Origin of the sequence: Mycetocola miduiensis (assembly GCF_900115155.1) — a bacterium.
In the GTDB taxonomy this organism is placed as follows: domain Bacteria; phylum Actinomycetota; class Actinomycetes; order Actinomycetales; family Microbacteriaceae; genus Mycetocola_A; species Mycetocola_A miduiensis.
The window spans coordinates 442,079-467,109 of the sequence record NZ_FOVM01000001.1 but is presented as its reverse complement, the minus strand read 5'-3'; the positions used below and the strand labels follow the sequence as shown (position 1 = coordinate 467,109).

Annotated in this window: 25 protein-coding genes and 1 pseudogene; 12 read left to right on the top strand and 14 right to left on the bottom strand. The window is 66.3% G+C overall.

Translation table 11 applies throughout. From position 1 onward, the window contains the following. The first annotated feature begins 28 nt into the window (after nucleotides 1-28). Both BM197_RS02260 and BM197_RS16185 read left to right on the top strand, forming a co-directional pair. Entirely contained in the window at nucleotides 29-862 is an 834-nt protein-coding gene (locus BM197_RS02260) for an alpha/beta fold hydrolase (RefSeq protein ID WP_090708419.1), read from the top strand. Between the two features lie 149 nt (nucleotides 863-1,011). Next, nucleotides 1,012-1,179 (top strand): hypothetical protein, encoded by a 168-nt coding sequence (locus BM197_RS16185; RefSeq protein ID WP_177216685.1) that lies wholly within the window; start codon nucleotides 1,012-1,014, stop codon nucleotides 1,177-1,179. 100 nt (nucleotides 1,180-1,279) lie between these two features. Here the strand turns inward: BM197_RS16185 and BM197_RS02255 are convergent, their stop codons facing one another. Further along, entirely contained in the window at nucleotides 1,280-1,717 is a 438-nt protein-coding gene (locus tag BM197_RS02255) for an Lrp/AsnC family transcriptional regulator (RefSeq protein WP_090708417.1), read from the bottom strand. 179 nt (nucleotides 1,718-1,896) lie between these two features. Between BM197_RS02255 and ddaH the strand changes: the two genes are divergently transcribed. The 3 genes from ddaH to BM197_RS02240 are packed head-to-tail and all read left to right on the top strand — an operon-like array spanning nucleotide 1,897 to nucleotide 5,517. Beyond that, entirely contained in the window at nucleotides 1,897-2,757 is an 861-nt protein-coding gene (gene ddaH / locus BM197_RS02250; protein ID WP_090708415.1) for a dimethylargininase, read from the top strand. Further along, nucleotides 2,754-4,016: an ornithine--oxo-acid transaminase gene (gene rocD, locus BM197_RS02245; protein WP_090708413.1), complete on the top strand. Its 1,263-nt coding sequence runs from the start codon at nucleotides 2,754-2,756 to the stop codon at nucleotides 4,014-4,016. The genes ddaH and rocD overlap by 4 nt, the downstream gene beginning before the upstream one ends. A 34-nt stretch (nucleotides 4,017-4,050) precedes the next feature. Continuing rightward, nucleotides 4,051-5,517, top strand: a complete 1,467-nt coding sequence (locus BM197_RS02240) for a peptide MFS transporter (RefSeq protein ID WP_090708412.1) — start codon at nucleotides 4,051-4,053, stop codon at nucleotides 5,515-5,517. A 3-nt stretch (nucleotides 5,518-5,520) separates the two neighbouring features. On the opposite strand, the gene BM197_RS02235 is transcribed toward BM197_RS02240, so the two are convergent. Beyond that, a complete protein-coding gene (locus tag BM197_RS02235; RefSeq protein ID WP_090708410.1) occupies nucleotides 5,521-6,537 on the bottom strand; it encodes an alpha/beta fold hydrolase in 1,017 nt (338 codons plus the stop codon). Between the two features lie 208 nt (nucleotides 6,538-6,745). On the opposite strand from BM197_RS02235, the gene BM197_RS02230 reads away from it, so the two are divergent. After that, complete coding sequence (locus BM197_RS02230; protein WP_090708408.1) at nucleotides 6,746-7,486, top strand: polyprenol monophosphomannose synthase; 741 nt, start codon at nucleotides 6,746-6,748, stop codon at nucleotides 7,484-7,486. 23 nt (nucleotides 7,487-7,509) lie between these two features. Here the strand turns inward: BM197_RS02230 and BM197_RS02225 are convergent, their stop codons facing one another. The 6 genes from BM197_RS02225 to BM197_RS02200 form a co-directional block, all read right to left on the bottom strand. Beyond that, nucleotides 7,510-8,775 (bottom strand): alpha-hydroxy acid oxidase, encoded by a 1,266-nt coding sequence (locus tag BM197_RS02225; protein WP_090708406.1) that lies wholly within the window; start codon nucleotides 8,773-8,775, stop codon nucleotides 7,510-7,512. Nucleotides 8,776-8,825: 50 nt separating this feature from the next. After that, entirely contained in the window at nucleotides 8,826-9,587 is a 762-nt protein-coding gene (locus tag BM197_RS02220; RefSeq protein WP_090708404.1) for a FadR/GntR family transcriptional regulator, read from the bottom strand. Nucleotides 9,588-9,829: 242 nt separating this feature from the next. Then, nucleotides 9,830-10,750: a 2-hydroxyacid dehydrogenase gene (locus BM197_RS02215; RefSeq protein ID WP_090708402.1), complete on the bottom strand. Its 921-nt coding sequence runs from the start codon at nucleotides 10,748-10,750 to the stop codon at nucleotides 9,830-9,832. A 76-nt stretch (nucleotides 10,751-10,826) separates the two neighbouring features. Then, on the bottom strand, nucleotides 10,827-11,249 hold the full coding sequence (locus tag BM197_RS02210; RefSeq protein WP_090708400.1) for a VOC family protein: 423 nt from the start codon (nucleotides 11,247-11,249) through the stop codon (nucleotides 10,827-10,829). A gap of 306 nt (nucleotides 11,250-11,555) precedes the next feature. Beyond that, nucleotides 11,556-13,592 carry a bifunctional aldolase/short-chain dehydrogenase gene (locus tag BM197_RS02205; protein ID WP_090708398.1) on the bottom strand — a complete coding sequence of 679 codons (2,037 nt, stop codon included), beginning with the start codon at nucleotides 13,590-13,592 and terminating at the stop codon, nucleotides 11,556-11,558. Nucleotides 13,593-13,696: 104 nt separating this feature from the next. Further along, the gene (locus tag BM197_RS02200) at nucleotides 13,697-14,458 is read right to left on the bottom strand and encodes a DeoR/GlpR family DNA-binding transcription regulator (protein ID WP_090708396.1); all 762 of its coding nucleotides are present in this window, start codon (nucleotides 14,456-14,458) and stop codon (nucleotides 13,697-13,699) included. A 241-nt stretch (nucleotides 14,459-14,699) separates the two neighbouring features. Between BM197_RS02200 and BM197_RS02195 the strand changes: the two genes are divergently transcribed. Together BM197_RS02195 and BM197_RS02190 are read left to right on the top strand one after the other, a co-directional pair. After that, the gene (locus tag BM197_RS02195; RefSeq protein WP_090708394.1) at nucleotides 14,700-15,278 is read left to right on the top strand and encodes a dienelactone hydrolase family protein; all 579 of its coding nucleotides are present in this window, start codon (nucleotides 14,700-14,702) and stop codon (nucleotides 15,276-15,278) included. A gap of 52 nt (nucleotides 15,279-15,330) precedes the next feature. Then, nucleotides 15,331-15,963 carry a hypothetical protein gene (locus BM197_RS02190; RefSeq protein WP_090708392.1) on the top strand — a complete coding sequence of 211 codons (633 nt, stop codon included), beginning with the start codon at nucleotides 15,331-15,333 and terminating at the stop codon, nucleotides 15,961-15,963. Between the two features lie 207 nt (nucleotides 15,964-16,170). Here the strand turns inward: BM197_RS02190 and BM197_RS02185 are convergent. From BM197_RS02185 to BM197_RS02175, 3 genes and pseudogenes are all read right to left on the bottom strand, one after another. Continuing rightward, nucleotides 16,171-16,371 (bottom strand): annotated as a pseudogene (locus BM197_RS02185) (L-rhamnose isomerase); the annotation flags it as partial. A 45-nt stretch (nucleotides 16,372-16,416) separates the two neighbouring features. Further along, nucleotides 16,417-17,823, bottom strand: coding sequence for an MFS transporter (locus BM197_RS02180; RefSeq protein ID WP_090708390.1), 1,407 nt, complete (start codon nucleotides 17,821-17,823; stop codon nucleotides 16,417-16,419). Nucleotides 17,824-17,828: 5 nt separating this feature from the next. After that, nucleotides 17,829-18,254: a MarR family winged helix-turn-helix transcriptional regulator gene (locus BM197_RS02175; RefSeq protein ID WP_245762341.1), complete on the bottom strand. Its 426-nt coding sequence runs from the start codon at nucleotides 18,252-18,254 to the stop codon at nucleotides 17,829-17,831. 106 nt (nucleotides 18,255-18,360) lie between these two features. Here BM197_RS02175 and BM197_RS02170 point away from each other — a divergent pair, with 106 nt between their 5' ends. Beyond that, nucleotides 18,361-19,236 (top strand): alpha/beta hydrolase, encoded by an 876-nt coding sequence (locus BM197_RS02170; RefSeq protein ID WP_177216684.1) that lies wholly within the window; start codon nucleotides 18,361-18,363, stop codon nucleotides 19,234-19,236. Nucleotides 19,237-19,262: 26 nt separating this feature from the next. Here the strand turns inward: BM197_RS02170 and BM197_RS02165 are convergent, their stop codons facing one another. Continuing rightward, entirely contained in the window at nucleotides 19,263-19,895 is a 633-nt protein-coding gene (locus BM197_RS02165; RefSeq protein ID WP_090708384.1) for a histidine phosphatase family protein, read from the bottom strand. 62 nt (nucleotides 19,896-19,957) lie between these two features. Here BM197_RS02165 and lplAB point away from each other — a divergent pair, with 62 nt between their 5' ends. The 3 genes from lplAB (at nucleotide 19,958) to BM197_RS02150 (ending at nucleotide 23,069) form a co-directional block, all read left to right on the top strand. Beyond that, nucleotides 19,958-21,007: a lipoate-protein ligase LplAB gene (gene lplAB, locus BM197_RS02160; RefSeq protein WP_090708382.1), complete on the top strand. Its 1,050-nt coding sequence runs from the start codon at nucleotides 19,958-19,960 to the stop codon at nucleotides 21,005-21,007. A gap of 224 nt (nucleotides 21,008-21,231) precedes the next feature. Continuing rightward, entirely contained in the window at nucleotides 21,232-22,134 is a 903-nt protein-coding gene (locus tag BM197_RS02155; RefSeq protein WP_090708945.1) for a DNA-methyltransferase, read from the top strand. Next, nucleotides 22,131-23,069, top strand: a complete 939-nt coding sequence (locus BM197_RS02150; protein WP_090708380.1) for an LLM class F420-dependent oxidoreductase — start codon at nucleotides 22,131-22,133, stop codon at nucleotides 23,067-23,069. The genes BM197_RS02155 and BM197_RS02150 overlap by 4 nt, the downstream gene beginning before the upstream one ends. 117 nt (nucleotides 23,070-23,186) lie before the next feature. On the opposite strand, the gene sufU is transcribed toward BM197_RS02150, so the two are convergent. Both sufU and BM197_RS02140 read right to left on the bottom strand, forming a co-directional pair. Next, entirely contained in the window at nucleotides 23,187-23,633 is a 447-nt protein-coding gene (sufU, locus tag BM197_RS02145; protein WP_090708378.1) for a Fe-S cluster assembly sulfur transfer protein SufU, read from the bottom strand. Continuing rightward, entirely contained in the window at nucleotides 23,630-24,943 is a 1,314-nt protein-coding gene (locus tag BM197_RS02140) for a cysteine desulfurase (protein ID WP_090708376.1), read from the bottom strand. The genes sufU and BM197_RS02140 overlap by 4 nt, the downstream gene beginning before the upstream one ends. Between the last annotated feature and the right edge of the window lie 88 nt (nucleotides 24,944-25,031).

Sequence of the window (25,031 nt, the reverse complement as noted above, 5' to 3'; positions counted from 1 at the left end):
CGCATACCGAGACAGAAGGAAGATTCTCATGACATTCATCTCCGTTGGTCAGGAGAACTCCACCAGCATCGACCTGTACTACGAGGACCACGGCTCAGGGCAGCCGGTCGTGCTGATCCACGGGTACCCGCTCGACGGCAACGCGTGGGAGAAGCAGTCGAGGGCGCTCCTGGATGCCGGATACCGCGTGATCACCTATGACCGTCGGGGGTTCGGGCAGTCGTCGAAGCCAACCATCGGCTATGACACCGACACGTTCGCCGCCGACCTCAACACCCTGCTCGAAACACTCGACCTGCGTGACGCCGTGCTCGTCGGCTTCTCCATGGGCAGCGGCGAAGTGACCCGGTATCTCGGTACGTATGGTTCCCGGCGGGTGGCGAAGGCTGCCTTCCTCGCCTCGCTCGGACCATACCTGCTGCACGCGGACGACAACCCGGACGGCGTCCCGAAGGCTGCGTTCGACGAGATCTCGGCGAACACTGTCGCTGACCGGTTCGCGTGGTTCGACGGATTCCTTCCCAACTTCTACAACCTCGACGAGAACAAGGGCTCCCGCATGAGCGAAGCGGCCGTGCGCGGTAGCTGGAACGTGGCAACATCGGCGTCGTGGTTCGCCGTCGCCGCCGTCGTGCCGACCTGGTACACCGACTTCCGCGGTGACGTCCCGAAAATCGACGTACCGGCGCTGATCGTGCACGGCACCGCGGATCGGATCCTTCCGATCGACTCCACCGGCCGTCCGCTCTCGAAGCTTCTTCCCGACGCCGACTATCTCGAGATCGAGGGTGCGCCGCACGGCCTGCTCTGGACCCACGCCGACGACGTGAACGCGGCGCTGCTGGCGTTCCTGCGAAAGTAGGCCAGGAGGCAGCGGGAGCGCTACTCGTCAGGTCCCGCCGGAATCACGGGAGGGCGGATGCGACCGCTTCATACCAGCCTGAGAGGTCCCACTGCAAGGCCCCCCAGCTTTGAAACCACCGAAAGTCCGCTGCTGATAGCGTCCAAGACATGAATAACACTCTTTTGATCGTCATCGCAGTCATTGCAATCATCCTTCTGGTTACCGGTGGGTTTGTGCAGTCGCTCCAGTTCCTGTTGTGGGTTGGAGTCATTCTGCTGGTCCTCGCGGTCATCCTCTTCTTGGTCCGGTCGCTTTCGGGCAAGAAGCGCCTCTAAACAACCACCCTTCGGGAAATCCCCGGCATAACTCAATAGATAAGCCACGCCCTGTAAAACCATCCGGTTTCGCAGGGCGTGGCTTTGTTGTGCCTGTTGGTCAGTCCAAGGTGCGGTGGATGAGCCGGGACAGCACGATGGCGCTTCGCGTGTGATCGACGTTCGGCGCGTTCCGAACCCGTTCCAGCGCGGCTTCAAGGCTCGGGATGTCGCGGGAGCGCATGTGCACGATCGCGTCGGCTCCGCCGGTCACTGTGCCTGCATCGACCACCTCAGGCACGGCAGAGAGGATTTTGAGCAGTTCGTCCGGGGCAACCGTTCCGCGGCAGAACAGTTCGACATACGCCTCCGTGTGCAGGCCATCGACGGCGGGGTCGACCTTGATGGTGAAGCCCCGGATGACGCCGTCAGCCACCAGACGGTCGACACGGCGTTTGATGGCCGAAGCGCTCAGCCCGATCTCTTGCCCGATGTCGCCGTAGCCCGCTCGCGCGTTCTGTCGCAGAAGGTCGATGATCCCGCGGTCCAGATTGTCCATAGCCGCAGTATATGAGTTTTCGTGCGTTTGGGGCCGGATCAACGCAGGATTTCTGCGCCTGACGGCGGACGCGTCCGCTGGGGTGCGTGCGAGACTGGGAGCACGGCGTGCCCCCGCGATTCGATCGCGGCAGGGACTCGAGGACAGTGTCCGCCGCTCCCCTTCATATGGAGACGCGCATGACGAACATCGACACCGAGGCGCTGGTGGCTTCACCCACCAGGACGCCCAGCCCACGCACCTATCTCATGTGCCGACCGGAGTTTTTCACCGTGTCGTACAAGATCAACCCGTGGATGGAGCCGACGAAGCCCACCGACACCGCGCGCGCGCTCGCGCAGTGGCAGACGCTGTACGACACGTATCTCCGTCTCGGCCACACGGTTGAGCTGGTCGACCCGATCCCCGGCCTGCCCGACATGGTCTACTCCGCAAACGGCGGGTTTATCATCGACAACATCGCCTACGGGGCGAGCTTCACCTACCCCGAACGCCAGGCCGAAGGGCCCGCATACATGGACTGGTTCCGGGAGCGGAACTTCGATGTGCGGGTACCTGAGAACATCAACGAGGGCGAGGGCGACTTCCTCCTCGTCGGTAACACGATCCTCGCCGGCACCGGCTTCCGCAGCGAGTCACGCAGCCACTCCGAGGTAGCCGCATTGTTCGGTCGCGAAGTGGTCACGCTGAGCCTCGTCAACCCGAGCTTCTACCACCTCGACACGGCGGTCGCCGTACTCGACCCGCTGACCGGCGACGAGAACGCGAACATCGCCTATCTGCCGAGTGCCTTCGATGCGAAGTCCCTCGCGATCCTCGAGGACCGCTACCCGGATGCCATCATCGTCAGCGAAGAAGACGCCTCCATTCTCGGCCTCAACTCGATCTCCGACGGCTACAACGTGGTGATCGCGGCTCGCGCCACGGGGTTCGAGCGACAGTTGCGTGAGCGCGGGTACAACCCCATCGGTGTCGACCTGTCCGAGCTGTTGCTCGGTGGCGGCGGAGTGAAGTGCTGCACGTTGGAGCTTCGGCGATGAGTGTGCGGGAGACGGATGCGACGCCGGAAGAGCTGGTCGGTGTGTCCGAGGAGGCTGAGCGGGCCATCGCGGCCGAAGAGGCGGTCGTCGCCCACAATTACCACCCGCTACCGATCGTCGTCGCATCCGCTGAGGGCGCCTGGGTCACCGACGTGACGGGCAAACGTTACCTCGACTGCCTCGCCGCATACTCGGCCGTCAACTTCGGCCACTCGAACCCGGTACTCCTCGACGCCGCACGCGCACAGCTCGACAGGGTCACCCTCACGAGCCGCGCGTTCCACAACGACCAGCTCGGCCCGTTCGCCCAGGCCCTCGCCGAACTGTGCGGCAAGAACATGGTGCTCCCCATGAACACAGGCGCCGAAGCCGTCGAGTCGGCGATCAAGGTCGCCCGCGCCTGGGGCTACCGGGTCAAGGGCGTCGCTCGCGACTCAGCAAACATCATCGTCATGGCCGGCAACTTCCACGGTCGCACGACCACGATCATCAGCTTCTCGGACGATGACGACGCCCGCGCCGACTTCGGGCCCTTCACACCGGGCTTTCGCACGGTTCCGTACGGGAACACCGACGCCCTGGCCGCCGCCATCGACGAAAACACGGTCGCCGTGCTGGTCGAACCGATCCAGGGCGAATCCGGGGTTCTCGTGCCACCGGCTGAGTACCTGCCAGCGGTCCGGGCGCTCTGCACCGCCCAGAATGTGCTGATGATCGCCGACGAAATCCAGTCCGGCCTCGGCCGCACCGGCGCCACCTTCGCCTGCGACCTCGTCGACGTCGTGCCCGACCTGTATCTGCTCGGCAAAGCGCTCGGCGGGGGAATCGTGCCTGTCTCCGCGGTTGTCGGCAACGACGACATCCTCGGAGTGCTCCAGCCGGGCCAGCACGGATCCACCTTCGGCGGCAACCCGCTGGCATCCGCTGTCGGGCATGCGGTGGTGCGGCTGCTCGAGAGCGGCGAGTACCAGAAGCGTGCGCGAGTCCTCGGGGCCCGGATGCACGAGCGGCTCGGCGTCCTCGTCGGCAGCGGCGTCCTCGACGTGCACGGCGCGGGCCTGTGGGCCGGGGTCGACATCGACCCTGCTCTCGCTACCGGCCGTGAGGTCTGCGAGCGACTGATGGAACGAGGCGTCCTGGCGAAAGACACCCACGGCTCCACCATCCGTTTCGCCCCGCCGATCGTCATCGACGAGTCCGACCTGGACTGGATGATCGACCAGTTCGCCGAGGTGCTGCAGGAACTCCGTACCCGCTAGCCGAACCCCCGCCCGGCGGAGTACCGTCGTGCCCATGAGCCAGGCCACACAGCCGTCATTGGCGCGCGAAGACCACAGTTTCTTCGGGCAGCCCCGCTCGCTTGCCAGCATCTTCGGTGTGGAGATGTGGGAGCGATTCTCCTTCTACGGGATGCAGGGCATCTTACTGCTCTACCTGTATTACTCGGCCGCAGAAGGCGGTCTCGGCATCCCCCAGTCGACAGCCGCCGGGATCGTTGGGGCGTACGGCGGGTCGGTCTACCTCTCCACCATCGTCGGGGCGTGGGTCGCCGACCGCATCCTCGGCTCGGAACGCGTGCTCTTCTACAGCGCGATCGTGATCATGTGTGGTCACATCGCGCTCGCCCTCATCCCTGGCGTGCCCGGCGTCGCGACCGGCCTCATTCTGGTCGCGGTGGGCAGTGGCGGGCTCAAGGCCAACGCCACCTCCGTCGTCGGCACGCTCTACGCGGAGAAGGATCCCCGCCGCGACGCCGGCTTCTCGATCTTCTATCTCGGCATCAACCTCGGGGCGTTCCTCGGCCCCATCCTCACCGGACTCCTGCAGCAGTCGCTCGGGTTCCACTTCGGCTTCGCCCTCGCCGCGATTGGTATGGCCATCGGACTGACCCAGTACTCGTTCGGGCGCAAGCGGCTGCCGGATGTCGCAAGGCGCGTTCCCGATCCGCTCCCGCGATCCCGCTGGCCACTGTTCGGAGCGATCGGCGCGCTGGTCGTGGTCGTCATCGTCGTGCTTGTGGCCTTCGGAGTCATCACCGCCGACAACCTTGTCATCATCGTGATCGGCGTGACCATCGTTGCGGCGGTCGCCTACTTCGTCGTGATCCTGTCGAGTAGCCAGGTCACCACCGTCGAGCGCCGGCGCGTATTCGCGTTCATCCCGCTGTTCATCGCGAGCGCGGCCTTCTGGTCGCTGTATCAGCAGCAGTTCACCGTGGTGACGATTTACTCCGACGAGCGACTCGACCGCAACCTGCTCGGCTGGGAGATGCCGGTCCCCTGGGTCCAGTCGATCAACCCGATCTTCATCATCCTCTTGTCGGGCGTCTTTGCCGCACTGTGGACGAGGTGGGGAGCGAAGCAGCCTTCGACCCCACTGAAGTTCGCGGCGGGGACGACGATCATGGGGATCGGCTTCCTGCTCTTCCTCCCTTTCGCAGGAGGCGGAGCCCATTCGACACCGCTCCTGGCGATGCTCGGCATCCTTCTCGTTTTCACCATCGCGGAACTCCTGCTCTCGCCAGTGGGGCTGTCTGTGTCGACCAAGCTCGCGCCCGAAGCCTTCACGACCCAGATGGTCGCGCTGTTCTTCCTCTCGGTGGCGCTCGGCACAGCGGTCTCCGGCCGGCTCGCCGAGTGGTACCTGACGGTGCCAGAGACCCTCTACTTCGGAGTGCTCGGCGGCATCGCGATCGTTCTCGGTGTTGCCCTGGCGATCGCCGCCCGACCAGTGCTCAGGCTGATGAGCGGCGTTCGGTAGCCGTCATCCGTTCAGTGCGGCGTCGCTGAGGAATTGGTCGATCCGCCGGGCAAGCTCCTCTGCCTGGGTCCAGTGCAGGTAGTGGCCGCCGTCGAGCTCGACGAGTTCACCCCGGTCCTGGTTCTCGAGCTGCTTCTCGTGCAACTCGCGCCAGCCTGCCTGGCTGCCCTCCTTCTTGATAAAGGACAGGACGGGGATGTCGTGTGGATACGTCATGTCCTCGACAACGGACAAGTTCCGTTCTCCCTGATTCGCCTCGTCGAGGATCGCAGGGTTCGCCCAGTTCCAGTTCGTCAGCATGCGGATCTGCTCCAGCTCCCTCGCCGTATATGCGGTGCTCTGCGGTTCGGCCAGTGACGGTGCAAGGGCGGTGGCAAGGCGGAGCAGCCCCGTTGCCGAGACGAGTCGTGGCAACGGGTTACCCTGCCCGGCGAGTCCGTTGATCTGCCCGGGTACTGAGGCGTCGATGCCGATCACGGCCGCCACCTCGTCGCTGTACTGATTCGCGTAGTACAGGTCGTAGATCCCGGCGATCGAATGGCCGAGGAGGACGTACGGCTGGTCCACGTCGACGGATGCCAGGGCCTCATGCAGTTCGGAGGAGATGTTTTCGACCGTGCGCGGGGGAGCGGTCGTGTCGCTGTAGCCATAGCCGAATCCTTCGACCACAACGACCTGGTAACCGTCGAGCTCTCGAATGAGCGGGGCGAAATCGAGAGCCGGCGCGGCGGTGCCGTATCCGGTGAGCATGACGATCGTCGGCCCGCTGTCGCCGTGCCGGTAGACATTCACATCGCCGCCGGTCACAGCGACTCGTTCTCCGTAAGCAGCGACCGTTCGCCGCTCGGTCTGCTCCAGCACGGCGTTCGTGACCACGCCGGTCAGAACCAGGGCCAGAACGGCAAGCGCGACGACGCCCAGGACGCGACCCCAACGGTGCCGGTGCCTGGGCCGGGTGGCCGGTTCGCCGGGTCGTATCGCGAGCGGGTCCTGCTTTCCCCGCTGAGTTTTGACGCTCATGCGATGTCCTCCCGGAGAAGCTGAGGAACACGGTTCTTGTTCCGAAAAACTAGACACGTCTGACGGAGCCGGTCAAGGGAGGCAAGCGCTCCGGGAAGGGTGCCGGGACGAAGCGGAAGCAGCGTTCGGTAGTCTGGGATGTCGAATGCCTGGGGTCGTGGGCGCCGCAGGGCGCGCCGCGTACGGCACCATATGAGGGAAGGATGCCGTGGCCACAACGCTCGTCATCATCCCGACCTACAACGAACGCGAGAACCTCGCTGCCGTCGTCGCGCGGCTGCGTGCCGCAACGCCCGACGTCGACGTGCTGGTGGTCGATGACAACTCGCCGGACGGCACCGGGGGTATCGCCGACGGCCTCGCGGCGTCCGACCCAGCCGTGTTCGTTCTGCACCGCTCCGGCAAGGCCGGCCTCGGGCGCGCGTACGTTGCGGCGTTTCGGTGGGGGCTCGAGCGCGGCTACACGCGCCTCGTCGAGATGGATGCCGACGGGTCGCACCAGCCAGAGCAACTTTCTGCCCTGCTCGCAGCGGCGGATGCCGGTGCAGACGTCGTACTCGGGTCGCGCTGGGTCTCAGGCGGAGGCGTCGAGAACTGGCCGGCATACCGCGAAGTTCTGTCGCGGGGCGGCAGCGCCTATGCCCGGATCGTGCTCGGGTTGCCGCAGCGCGACGTGACCGGCGGATACCGGGTGCTGACCGCGGACGCGCTGCGGAGCATCCGGATGGAGGATGTCCACAGCCAGGGTTACGGGTTCCAGGTCGACCTGCTGTTCCACGCCCAGCGGGCCGGGCTCAGAATCGTTGAGGTGCCGATCACCTTCGTCGAGCGGCGTTACGGTGAGTCGAAAATGACCGGCGGGATCGTGCTCGAAGCCATGCTTCGCGTCACCCTGTGGGGCATCGGTGCGCTGCCCGGTCGGGTCTCGCGGCGGCTGTCGCGGGGATAAACCGGGCGGCGAAATCCAGCTGCTTACCGCTGGGCGGCCACGGCATCCGCTGCGGGCTGCGCCAGGGGGACGAGGCGTGCCAACTGGGTGACGTGGCGGGGTTCGAGCTCGTCGAGGCTTGCGACACCGAGCAGCTTCATCGTGCGGCGGATCTCGCCCGACAGGATCTCGATCGTGCGGTCGACGCCCTGCCGCCCGCCGGCCATCAGCCCGTACAGGTAGGCGCGGCCGATCAGGGTGAACTGTGCGCCGAGCGCGACGGATGCCACGATGTCGGCGCCGTTCATGATTCCGGTGTCGAGGTGGACTTCGACCTCCTGCCCGACTTCGCGCACGACGGCCGGCAACAGGTGGAACGGAATCGGCGCACGGTCGAGCTGGCGACCGCCGTGGTTCGACAGGATGATCGCGTCGGCGCCGAGCTCAACGGCGAGGCGGGCGTCGGCGACGGACTGGATGCCCTTCACGACGAGCTTGCCTTTCCACTGCTCGCGGATGAACCGCACCTCGTCGGGGCCGACCGTCGGGTCGAACATGGTGTCGATGAGGGCGGCGACCGTGCCAGACCAGCGGTCGAGGCTCGCGAAGGCGAGCGGTTCGGTGGTGAGGAAGTTGATCCACCAGGCCGGCCGCGGCAGCGCGTTGATCACGGTCTTCGGGGTGAGGGCCGGCGGGATCGAGAACCCGTTTCTCACGTCGCGCAGGCGGGCGCCGGCGACCGGGGTGTCGACGGTGACCATGAGGGTGTCGTAGCCAGCGGCCTGGGCGCGGTCGACGAGGGCGAGGGAACGGTCGCGGTCGGTCCACATGTAGAGCTGGAACCAGTTGCGTCCGCCGGGAGCCGCCGCGGCGACATCCTCGATCGACGTCGTGCCCATCGTCGAGAGGGTGAAGGGGATGCCGGCCGCTTCGGCGGCGGTCGCTCCCGCGCGCTCGCCCTCGGTCTGCATCATGCGGGTGAAGCCGGTCGGGGCGATGCCGAATGGCATTGCGCTGGACTTGCCCAGGACATCCCGGGTGGTGTCGACCTGCGACACATTGCGCAGGACGGACGGGTGGAACTCGATGTCCTGGAACGCCTGGCGGGCACGGGTCAGCGAGATCTCGCCTTCGGCGGCGCCGTCGGTGTAGTCGAACGGCGCCTTCGGGGTGACGCGTTTGGCGATGGTCCGCAGCTCGGCGATGCTCGTCGCCGCGGCGAGGCGGCGGGTGCGGGCATGAAACTCCGGCTTCTTGAACTGCAGAAGCGGGGCCAGGTCGTGCACGCGGGGAAATCGTCTGTCGACCATGAGGTGTCTTTCTGTGCTGGTGGCGGGCTCGAGATGCCGAAAAAGGTCGCTCACGCGCCTGGGAGAGCGACATCCGCAACCCTTCTCGGTGTCTCGGGCACTTGGGGAGAGGTAGGCAGCTGGGTTTCGGCGTAGTAGCCGGAGATGTGGGCGTGGACGGTGGCGCGGGCGCTCGCCGCATCGCCGGACTCGATGGCGGCGAGGATGTCGCGGTGTTCGCGCATCAGACGGGTCGAGGTGTCGGTCCAGGACGGCAGGCTCGCGGCGCCCTGCCTTACGTAGTTCTCGATCGAGCTCCGCAGCCCGGCCATCGTGGCCGCGATGACCTGGTTGCCGGATGCTTCGGCGAGCGTCAGGTGGAATTGAGCGTCGAGCGCGAGGAACTCCGCCTCGCCGAACGTGCGCGACTCCATCACGTCGAGCAGGTCGGCGGATGCCGTGAGCCGCGGGCGCGGGGATGCTTCGGCAAGGTCGGCGGCGACGGCTGTTTCAAGAACGAGGCGGGTTTTCACGATGTCGGCCACCGCGAATCCGGTCGCAGCCACCTGAAGGCGCATGAGGGCCGACATGCCTCCGCCTGGCAGGGCGACGATGATCGCGCCTGCGTTGGGTCCGGAGCCGGTCGCGGTGCGGATGAGTCCGAGGACCTCGAGTACTCGGAGCGCCTCGCGCACGCTGGAGCGGCCGACCCCGAGCTCGGTCGACAAGGCGCGTTCGCCGGGGAGGTGGTCGCCGGGACGCAACCGTCCGTCGAGCAGCTCCCGCTCGATCGATTCGAGGACGACCTGCCACGCGCGGGGTTCGTTCGTCATGCTGCGCCTCCTTCGCTGTGGTCAGACCATACGATACACGTCGTTGGGCGGCTGGCACAGGGTGTGCACAACTCCGCCTCTTCGGGCGGCGGTGCGACTGCCGGGAGCGGTGTGCCGCGGGTTCCCGGCGGTACGGGCGGCACACGGCGCCCGTTTGGCGGAGTTATGCGCAGTGGTCGGTGACAGCGGGCGGCGGAGGTCCGCGCTTTGGCGGAGTTATGCGCAGCAGGGGTGCTGCGGGGTTACGTGCGGAGCACCACGTTCACCGGCTCGTCGCCCTGCTGCATCCGCTCGATCTGCGTTCGCAACAGCCGGGCCATTCGCGGCATCATCGCTGTCGACGCGCCACCGACGTGCGGGCTGATCAGCACATTGGGAAGGGCGAAGAGCGGATGCCCGTCGGGCAGCGGTTCCGGCTCGGTGACGTCGAGGGCGAACCGCAGCCGGCCGGACTGGGCGTGCCGCAGGATGGCATCCGTGTCTGCGACAGCGCCACGCGCGATGTTGACCACAAGGGCGTCGTCGTGCAGGGCGGCGAGGAACTGTTCGTCGACCAACCCGGTCGTGCTCTCGGTGAGTGGGACGCCGACAACGACGATGTCCGCCTCAGGCAGCAGGGCCGGCAGCTCGTCAAGACCGTGGATCGGGCCACGCTCGTCGGTTCGCGCTCGGCTGGCGACGCGGACGATGTTCGTCTCGAACGGAATCAGTCGTTCCTCGATCGCCTTGCCGACACCGCCGTGGCCGAGCAGCAGCACTGTGCGGTCGGCGAGGCTCTCGTATCGGGTGGGTGCCCAGCGGCCCTCTCCGGCAGAGCGCACGAAGTCCGGGATGCCTCGCTGCGCAGCGAGGATGAGCGCGAGGGTGAGTTCGGCGGTAGAGGTTTCATGGACGGTCGACGCGTTGGCGAAGACCTTCCCCTGGGGGAGCGCGTCGTCGACTCCGTCGTATCCGATGGACTGGCTCTGCACGAGTCGCACCGAAGCGCCCTCGAGGTTCACGAGCTTCGCAGTGCCGCCCATGTATGGCTGGACCGCGATGTCGATCTCAGCCACCGGGGGTGGCCCCTCCATGTCCCACTGGACGAACTCGACGCCGTCGATCTCGCCGACGGCTTTACGGAGGGCCTTGCCTGGAACACTGACGATGATCGGAGCAGTCATGGTTCGAGCCTACCGATCGCCGCTGTCGCTGCGCTCGTCGGCACCTGGCGCGGAGCACCGGCGTCGCGGCGCGAGGTCAGGAGCCGCCCTCGGGAAGGAGGTCCCGCCCAATCTCGCCCGGGTTGAACGCCACCTCCCACGCGTAGCCGTCCGGGTCGAGGAAATAGCCGCTGTAGCCGCCCCACTCGCGTCGTGTGCCGGGCGAGCGGAGCGTTGCGCCTGCCGCAACCGCCTCCCGGAGCACTTCGTCGACGCGGGCGGGCCGGTCGACATTGTGTGCGAGTGTGATCGGTGCGGGGCCGGCGCCGATCGGTCCCACCTCTTTTTCGAACTCGGTGCGGTCCCACAGTGACAGAACCACCCGGTCGGCGACCTTGATCATGAGCACCTCGCCTGGCGCGAAGAGGCTCTCGTGCCAGCCCAGACCGTCGATGAAGAAAGAGCGGCTCGCGCCGACGTCGGCCACCGCGAGGGTGATGAAACTGATGCGTTGGTCCATGGCGGGAGCCTAAATCACCCCCGCTGGCCCCGCGACTCTGTTCTGGGCGACGCCGCTCTGGGCGACTCTGTTCTGGGCGACGCCGCTCTGGGCGACGCCGCTCTGGGCGACCCAGTTCCGGCGGCGCGGCTCGAACCTCACGGGTTCGAACGACGTCGCGACCCTGGCGCACCGAGGTCAACGGCTGCGACGGCGCCGGTCGCGGCACTCACAGTGCAAACCCGCGCACGAACTCACCCGTTGCGGACCAGATCACGCGGCGTACCGCGCGATCCAGTCCGGAGCGGACGACTACGCCCGGGTCGCTCATCGCAGGAACGCGGCCGCCACGCCCGCGTCGACAGGGATGTGCAGGCCGGTCGTGTGTGAGAGGTCACTCGTGCAGAGCACGAACACCGCGTTGGCGACGTTCTCGGGCACGACCTCGCGCTTGAGAATCGTGCGCTGGGCATAGAACTTGCCGAGGTCCTGCTCGTCGATGCCGTAGGTTTTGGCGCGGTTCGCACCCCACCCAGAGGCGAAAATACCCGAGCCGCGCACGACGCCGTCGGGGTTGATGCCGTTCACCTTCACGCCGTATTCACCGAGCTCGGCCGCGAGCAACCGCACCTGGTGCGCCTGGTCGGCTTTCGTCGCCGAATACGCGATGTTGTTCGGCCCGGCGAAGACGGAGTTCTTCGACGAGATGTAGATGATGTCCCCGCCGAGTTCCTGGTCGATGAGCACGCGAGCGGCGGCTTTCGAGACGAGGAACGAGCCCTTCGCCATGACGTCGTGCTGCAAATCCCAGTCGGCTTCGGAGGTTTCGAGCAGCGACTTCGACAGCGAAAGCCCCGCGTTGTTCACGACGAGGTCGAGACCGCCGAACGCGAGCACGGCGGCGTCGATCGCAAACTGAACCGCCTTCACGCTGGAGACATCCGCGGCGACGCCGATCGCGATATCCGTGTTGCCGATCTCAGCCGCGGCCTCCTGCGCCTTCTCGAGCGAGAGGTCGGCGATGACGACGCACGCTCCCTCGGCGGCGAGCCGGGTGGCGATGGCCTTGCCGATTCCGGATGCCGCGCCCGTCACGAGGGCGATGCGCGCGGCGAGCGGTTTCGGCTTCGGCATGCGCTGCAGCTTGGCCTCTTCGAGCGCCCAGTACTCGATGCGGAACTTCTCCACTTCATCGATCGGCGCATACGTCGACAGTCCCTCGGCCCCGCGCATGACGGAAATGGCGTTGAAGTAGAACTCCCCGGCGACGCGGGCGGTCTGCTTGTTCGCTCCGTAACTGAACATGCCCACACCGGGCACGAGCACGATGAGGGGGTCGGCGCCCCGCATTGCGGGGGAACCGGCTGTCGCGTTGCGCTCGTAGTAGGCGATGTAGTCGGCGCGGTACTCCTCGTGCAGGGTCCGCAGTCGCTCGATCGTCTCTTCCACCGACGCGGATGCTGGCAGGTCGACGAGAAGCGGCTTCACCTTGGTGCGGAGGAAGTGGTCGGGGCAGCTCGTGCCGAGGGCGGCGAGGCGCGGGTGCTCGGCGCTGGCCAGGAAGTCGAGCACGGCAGGGTCGTCGGTGAAGTGGCCGACCTGCGGCTTGTCGGTGGAAACCAGTCCGCGGAGGGTCGGGGCGAGGGCGGCAGCCTTGGCCCGGCGTTCCGCCTCGGCAAGGGCTCCGTAGCCGTCGAGTGCAGGCCCGAACGGTTCGGGGCGCGAGTGTGCAGCGATGTACTCGGCGGCGGTGTCGATGATCCAGAGAGAGTTCTTCTCGCTCTGGACGCTGGTGTCGCCCCACGCGGTGATGCCGTGCCCGCCGAGGATGCAGCCGATGGCATCCGGGTTCGCGCGCTTGATGGCGGCGATGTCCAGACCGAGCTGGAAGCCGGGGCGACGCCACGGAACCCAGACGACTTTGTCGCCGAAGATTGTTTTCGTGAGCTCTTCACCGTCTGCGGCGGTCGCGATCGCGATTCCCGAGTCGGGGTGAAGGTGATCGACGTGCGCGGCGTCGACGAGGCCGTGCATCGCGGTGTCGATCGACGGTGCGGCACCACCCTTACCGTGCAGGGTGTAATCGAAGGAGGCGACCATCTCGTCTTCGCGATCGACGCCGGGGTACACGTTCTGTAGGGCGCGCATCCGGTCGAGCCGCAGCACGGCGAGGCCCGACTCAGTGAGGGTGCCGAGGTCGCCACCTGAGCCTTTCACCCAGAGGAGCTCTACGTCGCCGCCGGTGGCAGGATCCGTTCCGACACCTTTGGCTGAGGTGTTCCCTCCGGCGTAGTTGGTGTTCTTCGGGTCAGCTCCGAGCCTGTTGCTGCGCGCGATCAAGTCCGCCACGGTCTTCTCGGTCACGAAGCGCCTCTCTCTGTTAGTTTGTGTGCACTATTACAGAAAGTAACACCGAGGGGTGTCTGCGTCAAGAACTCCGGTGGGACAAAGAGTGGCTGTGAACGCGGTCAGAGCAGTTCGGTGAGATCCCGGTAGGCGTCCAGGCGCTCGTCTCCCGGGTCAAGCTCCGTCACCATGAGCGAAATCCGGTCCCAGTCCAGCGCCCGCGCGAGTGCGCGCTGTCCGAGTTTCGTCGAGTCGATGAGCAGCACGGTTTCGTCCGCCGCCGCGACGAACGCCAGCTTCACCTGCGTCTCGGCGAGGGTCACTTCGCTTGTTCCGCGAACCGGATCGGCAGCCGCGCACGAGGTGAAGAACCGCGAATAGTGGAGCGACCCCGCGGCCTGGCACGCGAGCAAGCCGACGAAGCTGTCTGTCCGCTCCTCCGCTTCGCCACCGACGAGGAGCGCTGTCACGCCCTGCAGCCGCCGCGCCGCCTGGAAGTTCTCGAAGGAATTCGTCGCGATCGAGAGATCGGATGCTCCGTCCAGCCGGGACAGCAGGGTGCCGACGGTTGAGGATGCGTCGAACGCGGCGGCTCCCGAAGCCGGCACGAGGGCGCCAGCCTTCTCGGCGATGACGAGCTTCGCCTCTGCGCGCGTCGACATCCGCTCGACGAACGACCGGGGGCGAAGCGACGGCACTGCGCCGCCCCGAACCCGGCGAAGTCGCCCATCGTTTTCCAGGTCGGCCAGGTCGCGCCGCACCGTCATCGGTGAGACGCCGAGCCGCTCGGCGGCCGCTTCCAGACGGATGATGCCGTCGGTGTCGAGGATTTCGAGCAGGCGCTCCCGACGCGACTCCGCATCTACGGTCGACGTCGTAGCCATTCGCTGCTCCTCGCTTCGCCTGAAATGCTATCGCGCTGTGTGATGGTCCTCGCCGTAGTGCTTGGGACCGCCGCAAATGGGACGGCGCCCCCAGCGGTCACCATCGCGGTCCTCGGTGGTGTGGCCTCGTGCTCGTCTCCTCGAACGCTTAGCCGGCATCCCGTGCCCCTTCCGGCCTTCGGTCAGGCAGTCCATAATCGGTCAGAGTGAGCCCGAACGGGCACGACTCGAAAGGTCGACGATGGCTGAGATCCTGCTGTTCCACCACGCCCAGGGCCTGACCGACGGGGTGAGGGCGTTCGGCGACACGTTGACGGATGCCGGGCACGTGGTCCACCTGCCCGATCTCTACGACGGCCACACCTTCGAGGAACTCGACGACGGCATGGCGTACGTGCGGTCGATGGGATTCGCCACAGTCCTGGAGCGAGGTCGCGCGGCGGCTGAGGGGTTGCCGAACGACCTGGTATACGGCGGCTTCTCGCTCGGTGTGATGCCGGCGCAGCTGCTCGCCCAGACGCGGGAAGGGTCGCGGGCGGCGCTCTTTTTGCATGGGTGCGTGCCCGTCACGGAGTTCGGAAGCTCCTGGCCGAAAGCCGTGCCGGTGCAGATCCACAGCATGGACGGTGACCCGGAGTTCGTGGATTCGGGCGATATCGATGCTGCCCGTGAGCTGGTCGAGTCGGCGGACGATGGCGAACTGTACCTCTACCCGGGAGATCAGCACCTGTTTGCCGACAGCAGTTTGCCGTCGTACGACGAGGCTGCGGCGGCGCTGCTCACTGAGCGGGTCCTCGCGTTCCTTGATCGTGTCGGGTGACGGATGCCTTTCATCGTCGGCGTGAGCGCACGGTCTCCCGCCGTGAACGCGAATGTATGACGGGGCAGCTGCCGACTCCTGGGCAGTTTACGAGGAGGATGACAGCACACTGGCCCCGCTGCTGATTGTGCGGGAGCTCCTGGGGCTCCATCGATTCGACGAACGCAACCTACCTGTACTCGGCCACATCGAGACCCTCGAGGGGATTCCGCGGCGGCACGTCCACGATCTCGCGTCGGAATGGAATCGGTGGTGGCTGGCTGATGTTGCTGCGTATGAAGGGGTGTCGTTCCGCTCCGGCGGCTTTGGCGGCTCGGGCGCATCCAGCAATCCCGTCGGCACCAGCGGTCCAGGCCTTCCGCCGGGGCAGAAGCTGCAGGATTTTCTTACTCACCATTGGCTGGATGTTGCTGCCTACCAGCGTGACGTGCGGCTTCGTGCTCGGGCCGAACTCGGCGAAGCTCGAGACTCGGATCTGACCATGAGTGAATTAGTGATCACGACGGAGCGCTGCAAGGGAACTCGGGCACTCCCATTTCGACTGCAACTCGAGGTCTTGCCGTTCGCGACATCCGGTCTGTGGCCGGTGACACCGACGCGATACCTCGTGAGTTCCCGTCTTCGCCGCGACCGGGCGGGCTTCGCCGCTGCCATCGCACCGGTTATCGAAAGCCTTGGCTGGTGAACTCCCTTCGATCAGTGGAAGGCCTGATGATCTCGCCTCGACCAGTGAAGGCCTGGTGATCCGCCTTGCCGATCAGTGGAAGCCGCGACGCCGCCCTGGCGCTTCTCACTGGGGCATCGCGCGGGTATTTCGGCCCTGCGCGGGCGACTTTTCACCCGCGTACGGCTGAAACACCCGCGCGAGTGCTTCCCCGCGCTCCAGTCGTCGGGCGCCCCAGCCAGCCTGCTGCCCGCCGACGCGCTCCTCGGCGATTCTCCGCTGGCACCCGGATGCCGCATACGCGGCCATCGGGTCGGCCGGAAGACCGCGGGACTCGCGCCATGCTGCCAGGTCACTGCGGACATCCGTGTAGAAGGCGTCCATCAGGATGCCGTTCGCGCCCAGCACGTCGCCGGCATCCTGCGCTGCGCGGCACGTAGCCACTTGCGCGGGTGATTCGGCTGAGCGCGGGTTCTATTTCACCCGCGCATGGCCGCTCGACGCGCGCGAGCGACCGACATCGCCCGGCCGCGTGCGCGGCTTCTGTCCCGAGAGCGCAGGCAGCGAGATCGGCGAGGTGAACGCGATCTCCTCCGAGAAGTCCTCGGGCACGAGGGCTGAGACGGGGAGCATCTTGCCGGCGTGAGTGACAACGAGTCGCCAGCGGGAGTCGGGGTGAAGCTGCAACCGCAGGTTGCGGGCCAGAACCGCCCAGGTCAACGCGAACACGCAGGCCAGAAGTGCAGCGAACCCGGCCGCAGCCAACGCCCAGCGGGGTCCCCAGGCGTTGGCGATCCCGCCGACGATAGGGGCGCCGAACGGCGTTCCACCCATCAGCACGGCCATGTAGAGCGCCATCACCCGCCCGCGCACGGCCGGATCCGACGTCGTCTGCACGAACGCGTTGGCCGTGGTGAGCATGGTGACCGTTGCGAAACCGATGAAGATGAGCGCGGCGCCGAAGGTCCAGAACGTCGGCATGACGGATGCCACGAACGCGGCAACGGCAAACAAGCCGACGGCCGCGATGATGACGCGCATGCGGGCCCGGTCACGCCGGGCTGCGAGCAGGGCGCCGGTGAGTGAACCGATCGCGAGAATCGATGAGAGCAGGCCGTAGCTGCCGGCGTCTCCACCGAGCTCGACCGCCATCGTGGACGCGAAGATCGGAAAGTTCATGCCGAACGCACCCATGATGAAGACGATGATGAAGATGACGAGGAGATCGGGGCGCGACCGCACGTAGCGGAACCCCTCGGCAAACTGGCCCCTCTGCCGCGGAGCGCGAGGGTGCGTCCGCAACTGGCTCGTGCGCAGCTTTGACAGCGCGAAGAGCACGGCGAGGAAGGTGACGGCGTTGGCGATGAACACCCAGCCCGAGCCGATGATCACGATGAGCAGGCCGGCGAGGGCTGGTCCGATCATCCGGGCGGCGTTGAAGGATGCGGAGTTGAGCGCGACGGCGTTCGACATGTTGTGCTCGTCGACGAGGTCAGAGACGAAGGTCTGTCGCGCAGGCCCGTCGAAGGCATTGACGATGCCGAGCAGGAGTGCGAAGACGTAGAGGTGCCAGAGTTCGGCGTGGCCGAGGAGGAGTAGCAGGCCGAGGCCGATGCCGAGCAGCATGAGCGACGTCTGAGTCACCATCAGGATGGTGCGCCGGTCGAATCGGTCGGCGACGAGGCCGGTGAACGGTACGAGAAGCAGTTGCGGCCCGAATTGCAGGGCCATGGTGATGCCGACGGCAACGGCATCGTTGTCGGTCAGGACGGTGAGCACCACCCAGCTCTGGGCGGTCGTCTGCATCCACGCGCCGATGTTCGACACGAGCGCGCCGATGAACCACAACCGGTAGTTGTGGCTCGAGAGAGAACGGAACATTGCACTCACTGGGTGGCGAGTCTCCTCATCAGGTCTGCGGCTTTCGCCAGGGTTTCTCGGTCGGCGGGGTCAAGGGCCCGCAGCTGGTGGTGAAGCCAGGCGTCCCTCTTCTTGACGGTTTCCTTCACGACCGCCGTGCCGGCATCCGTCAGTTCGATGGTCACGCGGCGTTTGTCTCGAGGGTCGGTGATGCGGGTGAGGTAGCCCTCTTCTTCAAGGCAATTCACCGTGCGGTTCATCGACGGCGCTGAGACGTGGTCGCGTTCGGCCAGGCCGCTCAGCGTGTGGGGTCCGTGGGTGTACAGGCCGCCGAGCACTGAGAACTGCCCGTCGCTCAGTTCGTCGTTCGCGCGTTCATTGCGAAGTCGTCGAGCGAGCCGAAAGGTTCCCATGCGCAGGTCTGCTGCCTGTTCCGCGATTGTTTTAGCCACGAAAGCCAAGTTTATCAGTTTAGTTAGCAAAGGTAAAGATCTAGTTAGCAGGGCTAACTATCCTTCTGAGGGTGCTCCGTTGCCGCCGGTTCACTACGCTGAGAAAATGGCCGAAGACGATCAGAGAAGTGCGGATGCCGCGCAGCCCGAAACGCGGACTCTCACAGACGCGGACGGGGTCACGATCTACTACTACGTGTGGTCTGCGGACAACCCGAAGGCGGTCATCCACCTGAGCCACGGCGTCGGGGAGCACGCCCGCCGTTATGCGGCGCTCGCCGCGAACCTCACCGCCGCCGGATACACCGTCGTCGCCGATGATCACCGCGGCCACGGCCAGACCGGCCTGAACCACCTCGGCATGGGCAAGCTCGGCGAGAAGCCGACGAAGGCGGCGCTCGCGTCGGTGCAGCTGGTCGGTGAGCGACTCCGAGCCGACTACCCCGATACTCCATTCGTGCTTCTCGCGCACAGCTGGGGATCGTTTATGGCGCAGAAGATCATCAACCGTACGAGCATCTACGACGCCGTTGTGCTCAGTGGGTCATCACTCTCCGTCCTTGGCGTGGTCGGCAGCGGCAATTACAACAAGAAATGGAAGTCGCCGACGGCCACCGGGCTGGAGTGGCTCAGCCGTGACGAGGCAGTCTGGGCGGCGTTCACCGCGGACGAGCAGAACTTCGACATCGCGGTGACCCCGGCGTGGACGCCGGTGCAGGCGTTGACGTACCTCGGGCGTCCGCCGAGAACGATGCCCCGCGACATCCCGATGCTCATCCAGGGCGGGTCGGACGATCCGCTCGGCGGCACCCGCGGCCTGACGCTGCTTCGCAACGCATACGTGAAGCGGGCGAAGCTCAGCGACGTGACCCTGCGCATCTACCCGGGCTGCCGCCATGAGATCTATAACGAGATCAACCGTGACGAGATCATCGACGACCTGGTGGAGTGGCTGGATAAGCACACCGCGGCGAAGGCCTGAGCTCGTGGCGGGCGGATGCCGTCGGCTCAGTACCGGTGCGCCGCCGCGTCGGCTGGAACGTTGAACGCGTACAGCCGGGCACGACCCTCGGTGTATTCGATCGTCGTGAGAGAACAGTTCTGCACCACCGGCATCACCTCGCGGTAGCGATTGGGGTCGATCCCGAGCAGGGCGCAGAGGGTGAGCCGGAGCGCCGTGCCGTGGCACGATACGAGCACCCGGCCATGAGGAAAGGCTGCTTCGATTCGATCGAAAGCCCGGAGGTAGCGGGTGATCCCGTCGAGCCCGCGCTCGCCGCCTGGCAGGACGGCTTCGGCCGGGCGGGCCACGAACGCGTCCAAGGCCTCTGCATGTTCGGGCCGCAGCTCGTCGAGCGTGCGACCTTCACCCACGCCGAAGGCGACTTCACGCAGGTCAGGGTCGGTTTCGACGATTTCGACGATTTCGCCGATGGCCCGTGCGCTCGGCTCCGCCGTCAGCATCGCGCGGCTCAGCGTCGACGAGTACACGGCATCCAGTCGGGCGTCGGCGGACCACAGCGCAAGCAGCTCGGCCTGGCGATAACCCGTTTCGGTGAGTCCGACGTCTGCAATCCCTGCATATCGGTGTTCTGCGTGCCATACGGTTTCGCCGTGCCGGGCCAGGAAGAGGGTCGTCATGCACCCATTCTGCTCCTGGTCGGCCCGGCACCGCCGGGGACAGCCGAGACTAGGCTGAACGCATGCATGGTGAGTACAAGGTTCCAGGCGGAAAGCTGGTTGTCGTCGACCTCGACGTCGTCGACGGCCGAATAGCGAACTTCCGGCTTGCCGGCGACTTCTTTCTCGAGCCGGATTCCGCGCTCGACGCGATCAACCAGGCGGTCGACGGGCTTCCGGCAGAGACGGATGCCGCGTCGCTGGCGTCGGCGATCCACCGTGGGCTCCCCGACGGTTCGACGCTGCTCGGCTTCAGCCCTGAGGCGGTCGGAACCGCGATTCGCCGCTCGCTCGCAGGCGCGGCGGACTGGAAGGACTTCGACTGGCAGTTGATCCACTCGGAGGCGGTTCCTCCACGGCTTCACCTGGCGCTCGACGAGGTTCTCACCGCGGAGGTCGGCGCCGGCCGGCGCGGGCCGACGTTGCGGATCTGGGAGTGGGACGAATCCGCCGTGGTGATCGGCAGTTTCCAGTCGCTCAAGAACGAGGTCGACCTGGAGCAGGCGCGTGAGAACGGTTTCGAGGTCGTTCGCCGGATCTCCGGCGGCGGGGCCATGCTCATGAAGCGGGGCCAGGTGATCACCTACTCGCTCTACGTGCCGGCCGAGCTCGTGCAGGGAATGACCTTCGCCGACAGCTACGCGTACCTCGATGACTGGGTGCTCACCGCGCTGCAGTCCCTCGGCATCGACGCGCGATACCAGCCCCTCAATGACATCACCAGCACCGCCGGAAAGATCGGCGGCGCCGCCCAGAAGCGCCTCGGGAACGGGGCCGTGCTCCATCACGTGACGATGAGCTACGACATGGACGGCGACCTCATGGCACGGGTGTTGCGCATCGGCCGGGAGAAGCTCAGCGACAAGGGCACCAAGTCGGCAGCAAAGCGCGTCGACCCGCTGCGCAGCCAGACCGGGCTCAGCCGTGCGGAGATCATCGACCGGATGAAGGAAACATTCGTGAGCATCACGAAGGCCGAAACCGGAGATATAACGCCCGCGGAATATACCGCTGCCCAGGACCTCGCAGACTCCAAGTTCGCCTCGGACGCGTGGCTGAATCGGGTGCCGTGAGCGACGAGTTCCCGCCGGAGGAGAAGCTTCCGGAGAACTACACGCCGAAGGCGCGCAAGAGGAAACGTCCGAGCGGCACGCGCACCGGCGGCGCCCTCGGCGTGATCGACGAGGTCTTCGCCCCCACGCGGCACGTCGCCCAGATGGAACGGGACCGCGAAACGCGCATCCCGGCGCCCGCCCCGATCCCGGGAGACGGCACAGGCGACATCCTTGACGGAACCATGTCGATCACAGTGGATGTGCCGGGCGCTGCCCCGGCAGGCAACGTGGTCTACTTCGGCGACAACCTCGAGATCCTCCCGACGCTGCCCGACGAATCCTTCACGCTCGTCTACATCGATCCGCCCTTCAATACCGGGCGGCAGCAGCAACGGCATGAGACCAGCAGTGTGCGGGCCGAGCCAGGCACCGGAGGAACCGTCGGGTTCAAAGGGCAGAGCTACGAGCGGATCCGCGGGGCGCTCAAGCGCTACGATGACGCGTTCGACGACTACTGGGCGTTTCTCGAGCCGAGGCTCGTCGAAGCCTGGCGGTTGCTCGCCGACGACGGCACCCTGTACCTTCACCTCGACTATCGCGAGGCTCACTACGCGAAAGTGCTGCTCGATGCGATCTTCGGGCGGGATGCATTCCTCAACGAACTCATCTGGGCATACGACTACGGCGCCAAATCCCGAAGCCGCTGGCCAACCAAGCACGACACGATCCTCGTCTACGTGAAGAACCCCAAGCGCTACTACTTCAACTCGGATGCCGTCGACCGCGAACCATATATGGCCCCTGGCCTGGTCACCCCGGAGAAAGTCGAGCGCGGCAAGCTACCGACCGACGTGTGGTGGCACACGATCGTGTCGCCCACCGGCAAAGAGAAGACCGGGTACCCGACGCAGAAGCCCGTGGGGGTTCTGCGCCGGATCATCCAGGCCTCGAGCCGTGAAGGCGACCGGGTGCTCGACTTCTTCGCGGGGAGCGGCACAACCGGTGCTGTGGCTGCCGCCCTCGGGCGCCAGTTCGTGCTCATCGACGAGAACCCCGAAGCGATTGCCGTCATGCAGACGCGGTTGGCCGGCATCCCGGTCGAATGGCCAGCAGTACCAGAACCCCAGGAGGGACCTAACCCATGAAGTTCCGCATATTCACCGAGCCCCAGCAGGGTGCGAGCTACGACGATCTTCTCGCGGTCGCCCAGACCGCGGAGCGGCTCGGCTTCGACGCCTTCTTCCGCAGTGATCACTACATGCTCATGGGTGACCACTTCTCCGGGCTGCCCGGACCGACCGACGCGTGGACAACGCTCGCCGGCCTTGCCCGCGAGACGACGAGCATCCGTCTCGGAACGCTTGTGTCGAGTGTGACCTACCGGCCGCCGGGCATCCTGGCCATTCAGGTCGCCCAGGTCGACGCGATGTCGGGAGGCCGCGTCGAGCTCGGGATCGGAACCGGCTGGTACCGGGAGGAACATGCTGCGTACGGCATACCGTTCCCGCCGAAACGATTCGGGATGCTCGAAGAGCAGCTTGAGATCGTGACGGGACTGTTCGGCACACCGGTCGGCGACACCTATTCCTTCAAAGGCGAGCACTACACGCTCACCAACTCGCCAGCACTGCCGAAACCAGTGCAGTCGCCGTTGCCGATCATCGTCGGCGGTGGAGGGCCGAAGCGGACGCCAGCCCTCGCCGCCCGGTTCGCGACGGAGTTCAACCTGCCGTTCATTCCGTTCGACGAGATACCCTCCAAGTTCGCGGGGGTGCGGGCCGCGTGTGAGGCCATCGGCCGGAACCCGGACGAGCTGGTCTATTCGGCGGCTTTCGTTGCCGCCGGTGGCGCGAATGAGGCGGAGTATGTGCGCCGGGCCGAGGCGATCGGTCGCGAACCGGCCGAGCTGCGCGCGAACGGGCTCGCCGGGACCGCCTCCGAAATCGTGGACCGCCTCGGGGCGCTCCAGGACGACGGCGTCGAAACGGTGTACCTGCAGATCCTCGACCTCAGTGACCTCGAACACCTCGAGTTCCTGGCGGAGGAGGTTGTGCCGAAGGTCGGCTCGTCGGTCGAGTAGCCCGTTCTTCTCCGCTGGTCGAGTAGCGACGAAGGAGCGTATCGAGCGGCGTCACTTCGCTCCGGCGCTACTCGATCAGCGGCCGGGGTGGCGTCGCGTCGGCGCGTCGCTACTCGATCAGCGGGAGGCGTCCAGCTGCGCCAGGTCCGCCTCCAGCGCCACCCAGGCGAGCATCGCGCATTTCACCCGGGCGACGTACTTCGAGACGCCCTCCAGCACGATCGCATCGCCGAGCAGTTCGTCCTCGTCGTCGATGCCGGCGCCACGGGAGTGCATGAGTTCCCGGAACAGGGCGATCCGTTCCCGGGCGTCGTCCAGGCTCAGCCCGGGTGCGAGGTCGGAAAGAAGCGAAGCGGATGCCATCGAGATGGAGCATCCGGCCCCTTCCCAGGTCACCGAGCTGATCACGCCATCGCTCGCGTGCAGTTGCAGGGTGAGTTGATCGCCGCAGGTGGGGTTCAGCTGGTGGCTCGATGCGTCCGCTGTCGGTTCGAGCCCGAACCCGTGCTTTTCGCGCGAGTGGTCGAGGATCACCTGCTGGTACAGGCCGGCAAGCCCGCTCATGAGGTCACCCCGAAGAATTCGCGAACGGCGGCCATGCCATCGATCGCGGCATCCACGTCGGCGGTCGTGTTGTACAGGTATGCGCTTGCCCGGGTTGACGCGGTGACCCCGAAGCGGCGGTGCAACGGCTGGGCACAGTGGTGCCCCACCCGCACAGCGATGCCGCGGTCGTCGAGGAACTGGCCGACGTCGTGCGCGTGAACGCCTTCGACGTCAACACTCGCGAGGCCGGCACGGTGCACGCCGGCCGCTGGGCCGAGCACCCGCACGCCGGGAATCGCGCTGAAGCCGTCGACGAGGCGAGCGCCGAGCTCGGTCTCCCATCGCTCGATCCGGTCCATCCCGACGGCAGAGAGATAGTCGATGGCCGCGGCGAGGGCGATGGCCTGCGACACCTTCTGGGTGCCGGCTTCGAAACGCTGCGGGGCCGGCAGGTAGCCGGATGCCTCAAGGGTGACGGTCGTGATCATCGAGCCGCCGGTGAGGAACGGCGGTAGCGCATCGAGGAGCTCGGCGCGACCGTAGAGCACGCCGATTCCGGTCGGAGCAAGCATCTTGTGACCCGAGAAGACGGCGAAGTCGACGTCGAGCGCGGCGAGGTCGAGCACTCGGTGCGGTGCGGACTGGCAGGCGTCGAGAACGACGAGCGCACCGACGGCGTGAGCCATCCGCACGAGTTCCTCGACGGGGTTGATCACTCCGGTCACGTTGGACACATGGGTGAACGTGACCAGTTTGGTCCTGTCGGTGATCAGCCGCTCGGCCTCCTCCATCCGGAGAGTGCCGTCGTCGTCGACCGGGATGTGGCGGAGTGTCGCGCCGGTGCGGGCGGCGAGTTCCTGCCATGGCACGAGGTTGGCGTGGTGTTCGCCCTCGGTGGTGAGGATCTCGTCGCCCTCCGTGAGGACGAAACGTGCGGCATCCGCCCCACCTCGACCGACGCTTGCGTTCGACATGCCGTACGCGATCAGGTTCAGGCCCTCGGTGGCGTTCGACGTCCAGACGATCTCGTTCTCGCGGGCGCCGACGAACCGGGCGACGGTCGTGCGCGCGTTCTCGAACAACTCGGTGGCGTTCGCGGCGAGGGTGTGGGCTCCACGGTGCACGGCCGAATTCTCGCGCTCGTAGAACGACCGTTCGGCGTCGAGGACGCTGATCGGCTTCTGCGAGGTTGCGCCGGAGTCGAGGTAGACGAGCTCGTGCCCGTTCACCTGCTGCTGCAGCGCGGGAAAGTCGCGGCGCAGAAGCAGCACGTCATCATCGGTCAGCGGGCGTGCTAACTCCGTCGTCGTTCCTGCGGGGAGGGGCATGCACAACTCACGATTCTGTCTCGGGGTACGAAGGGGCACGACGCCTTCTTGCTCGCACCGGCGCCCGTCGGCGTCCACTCCATTCAAG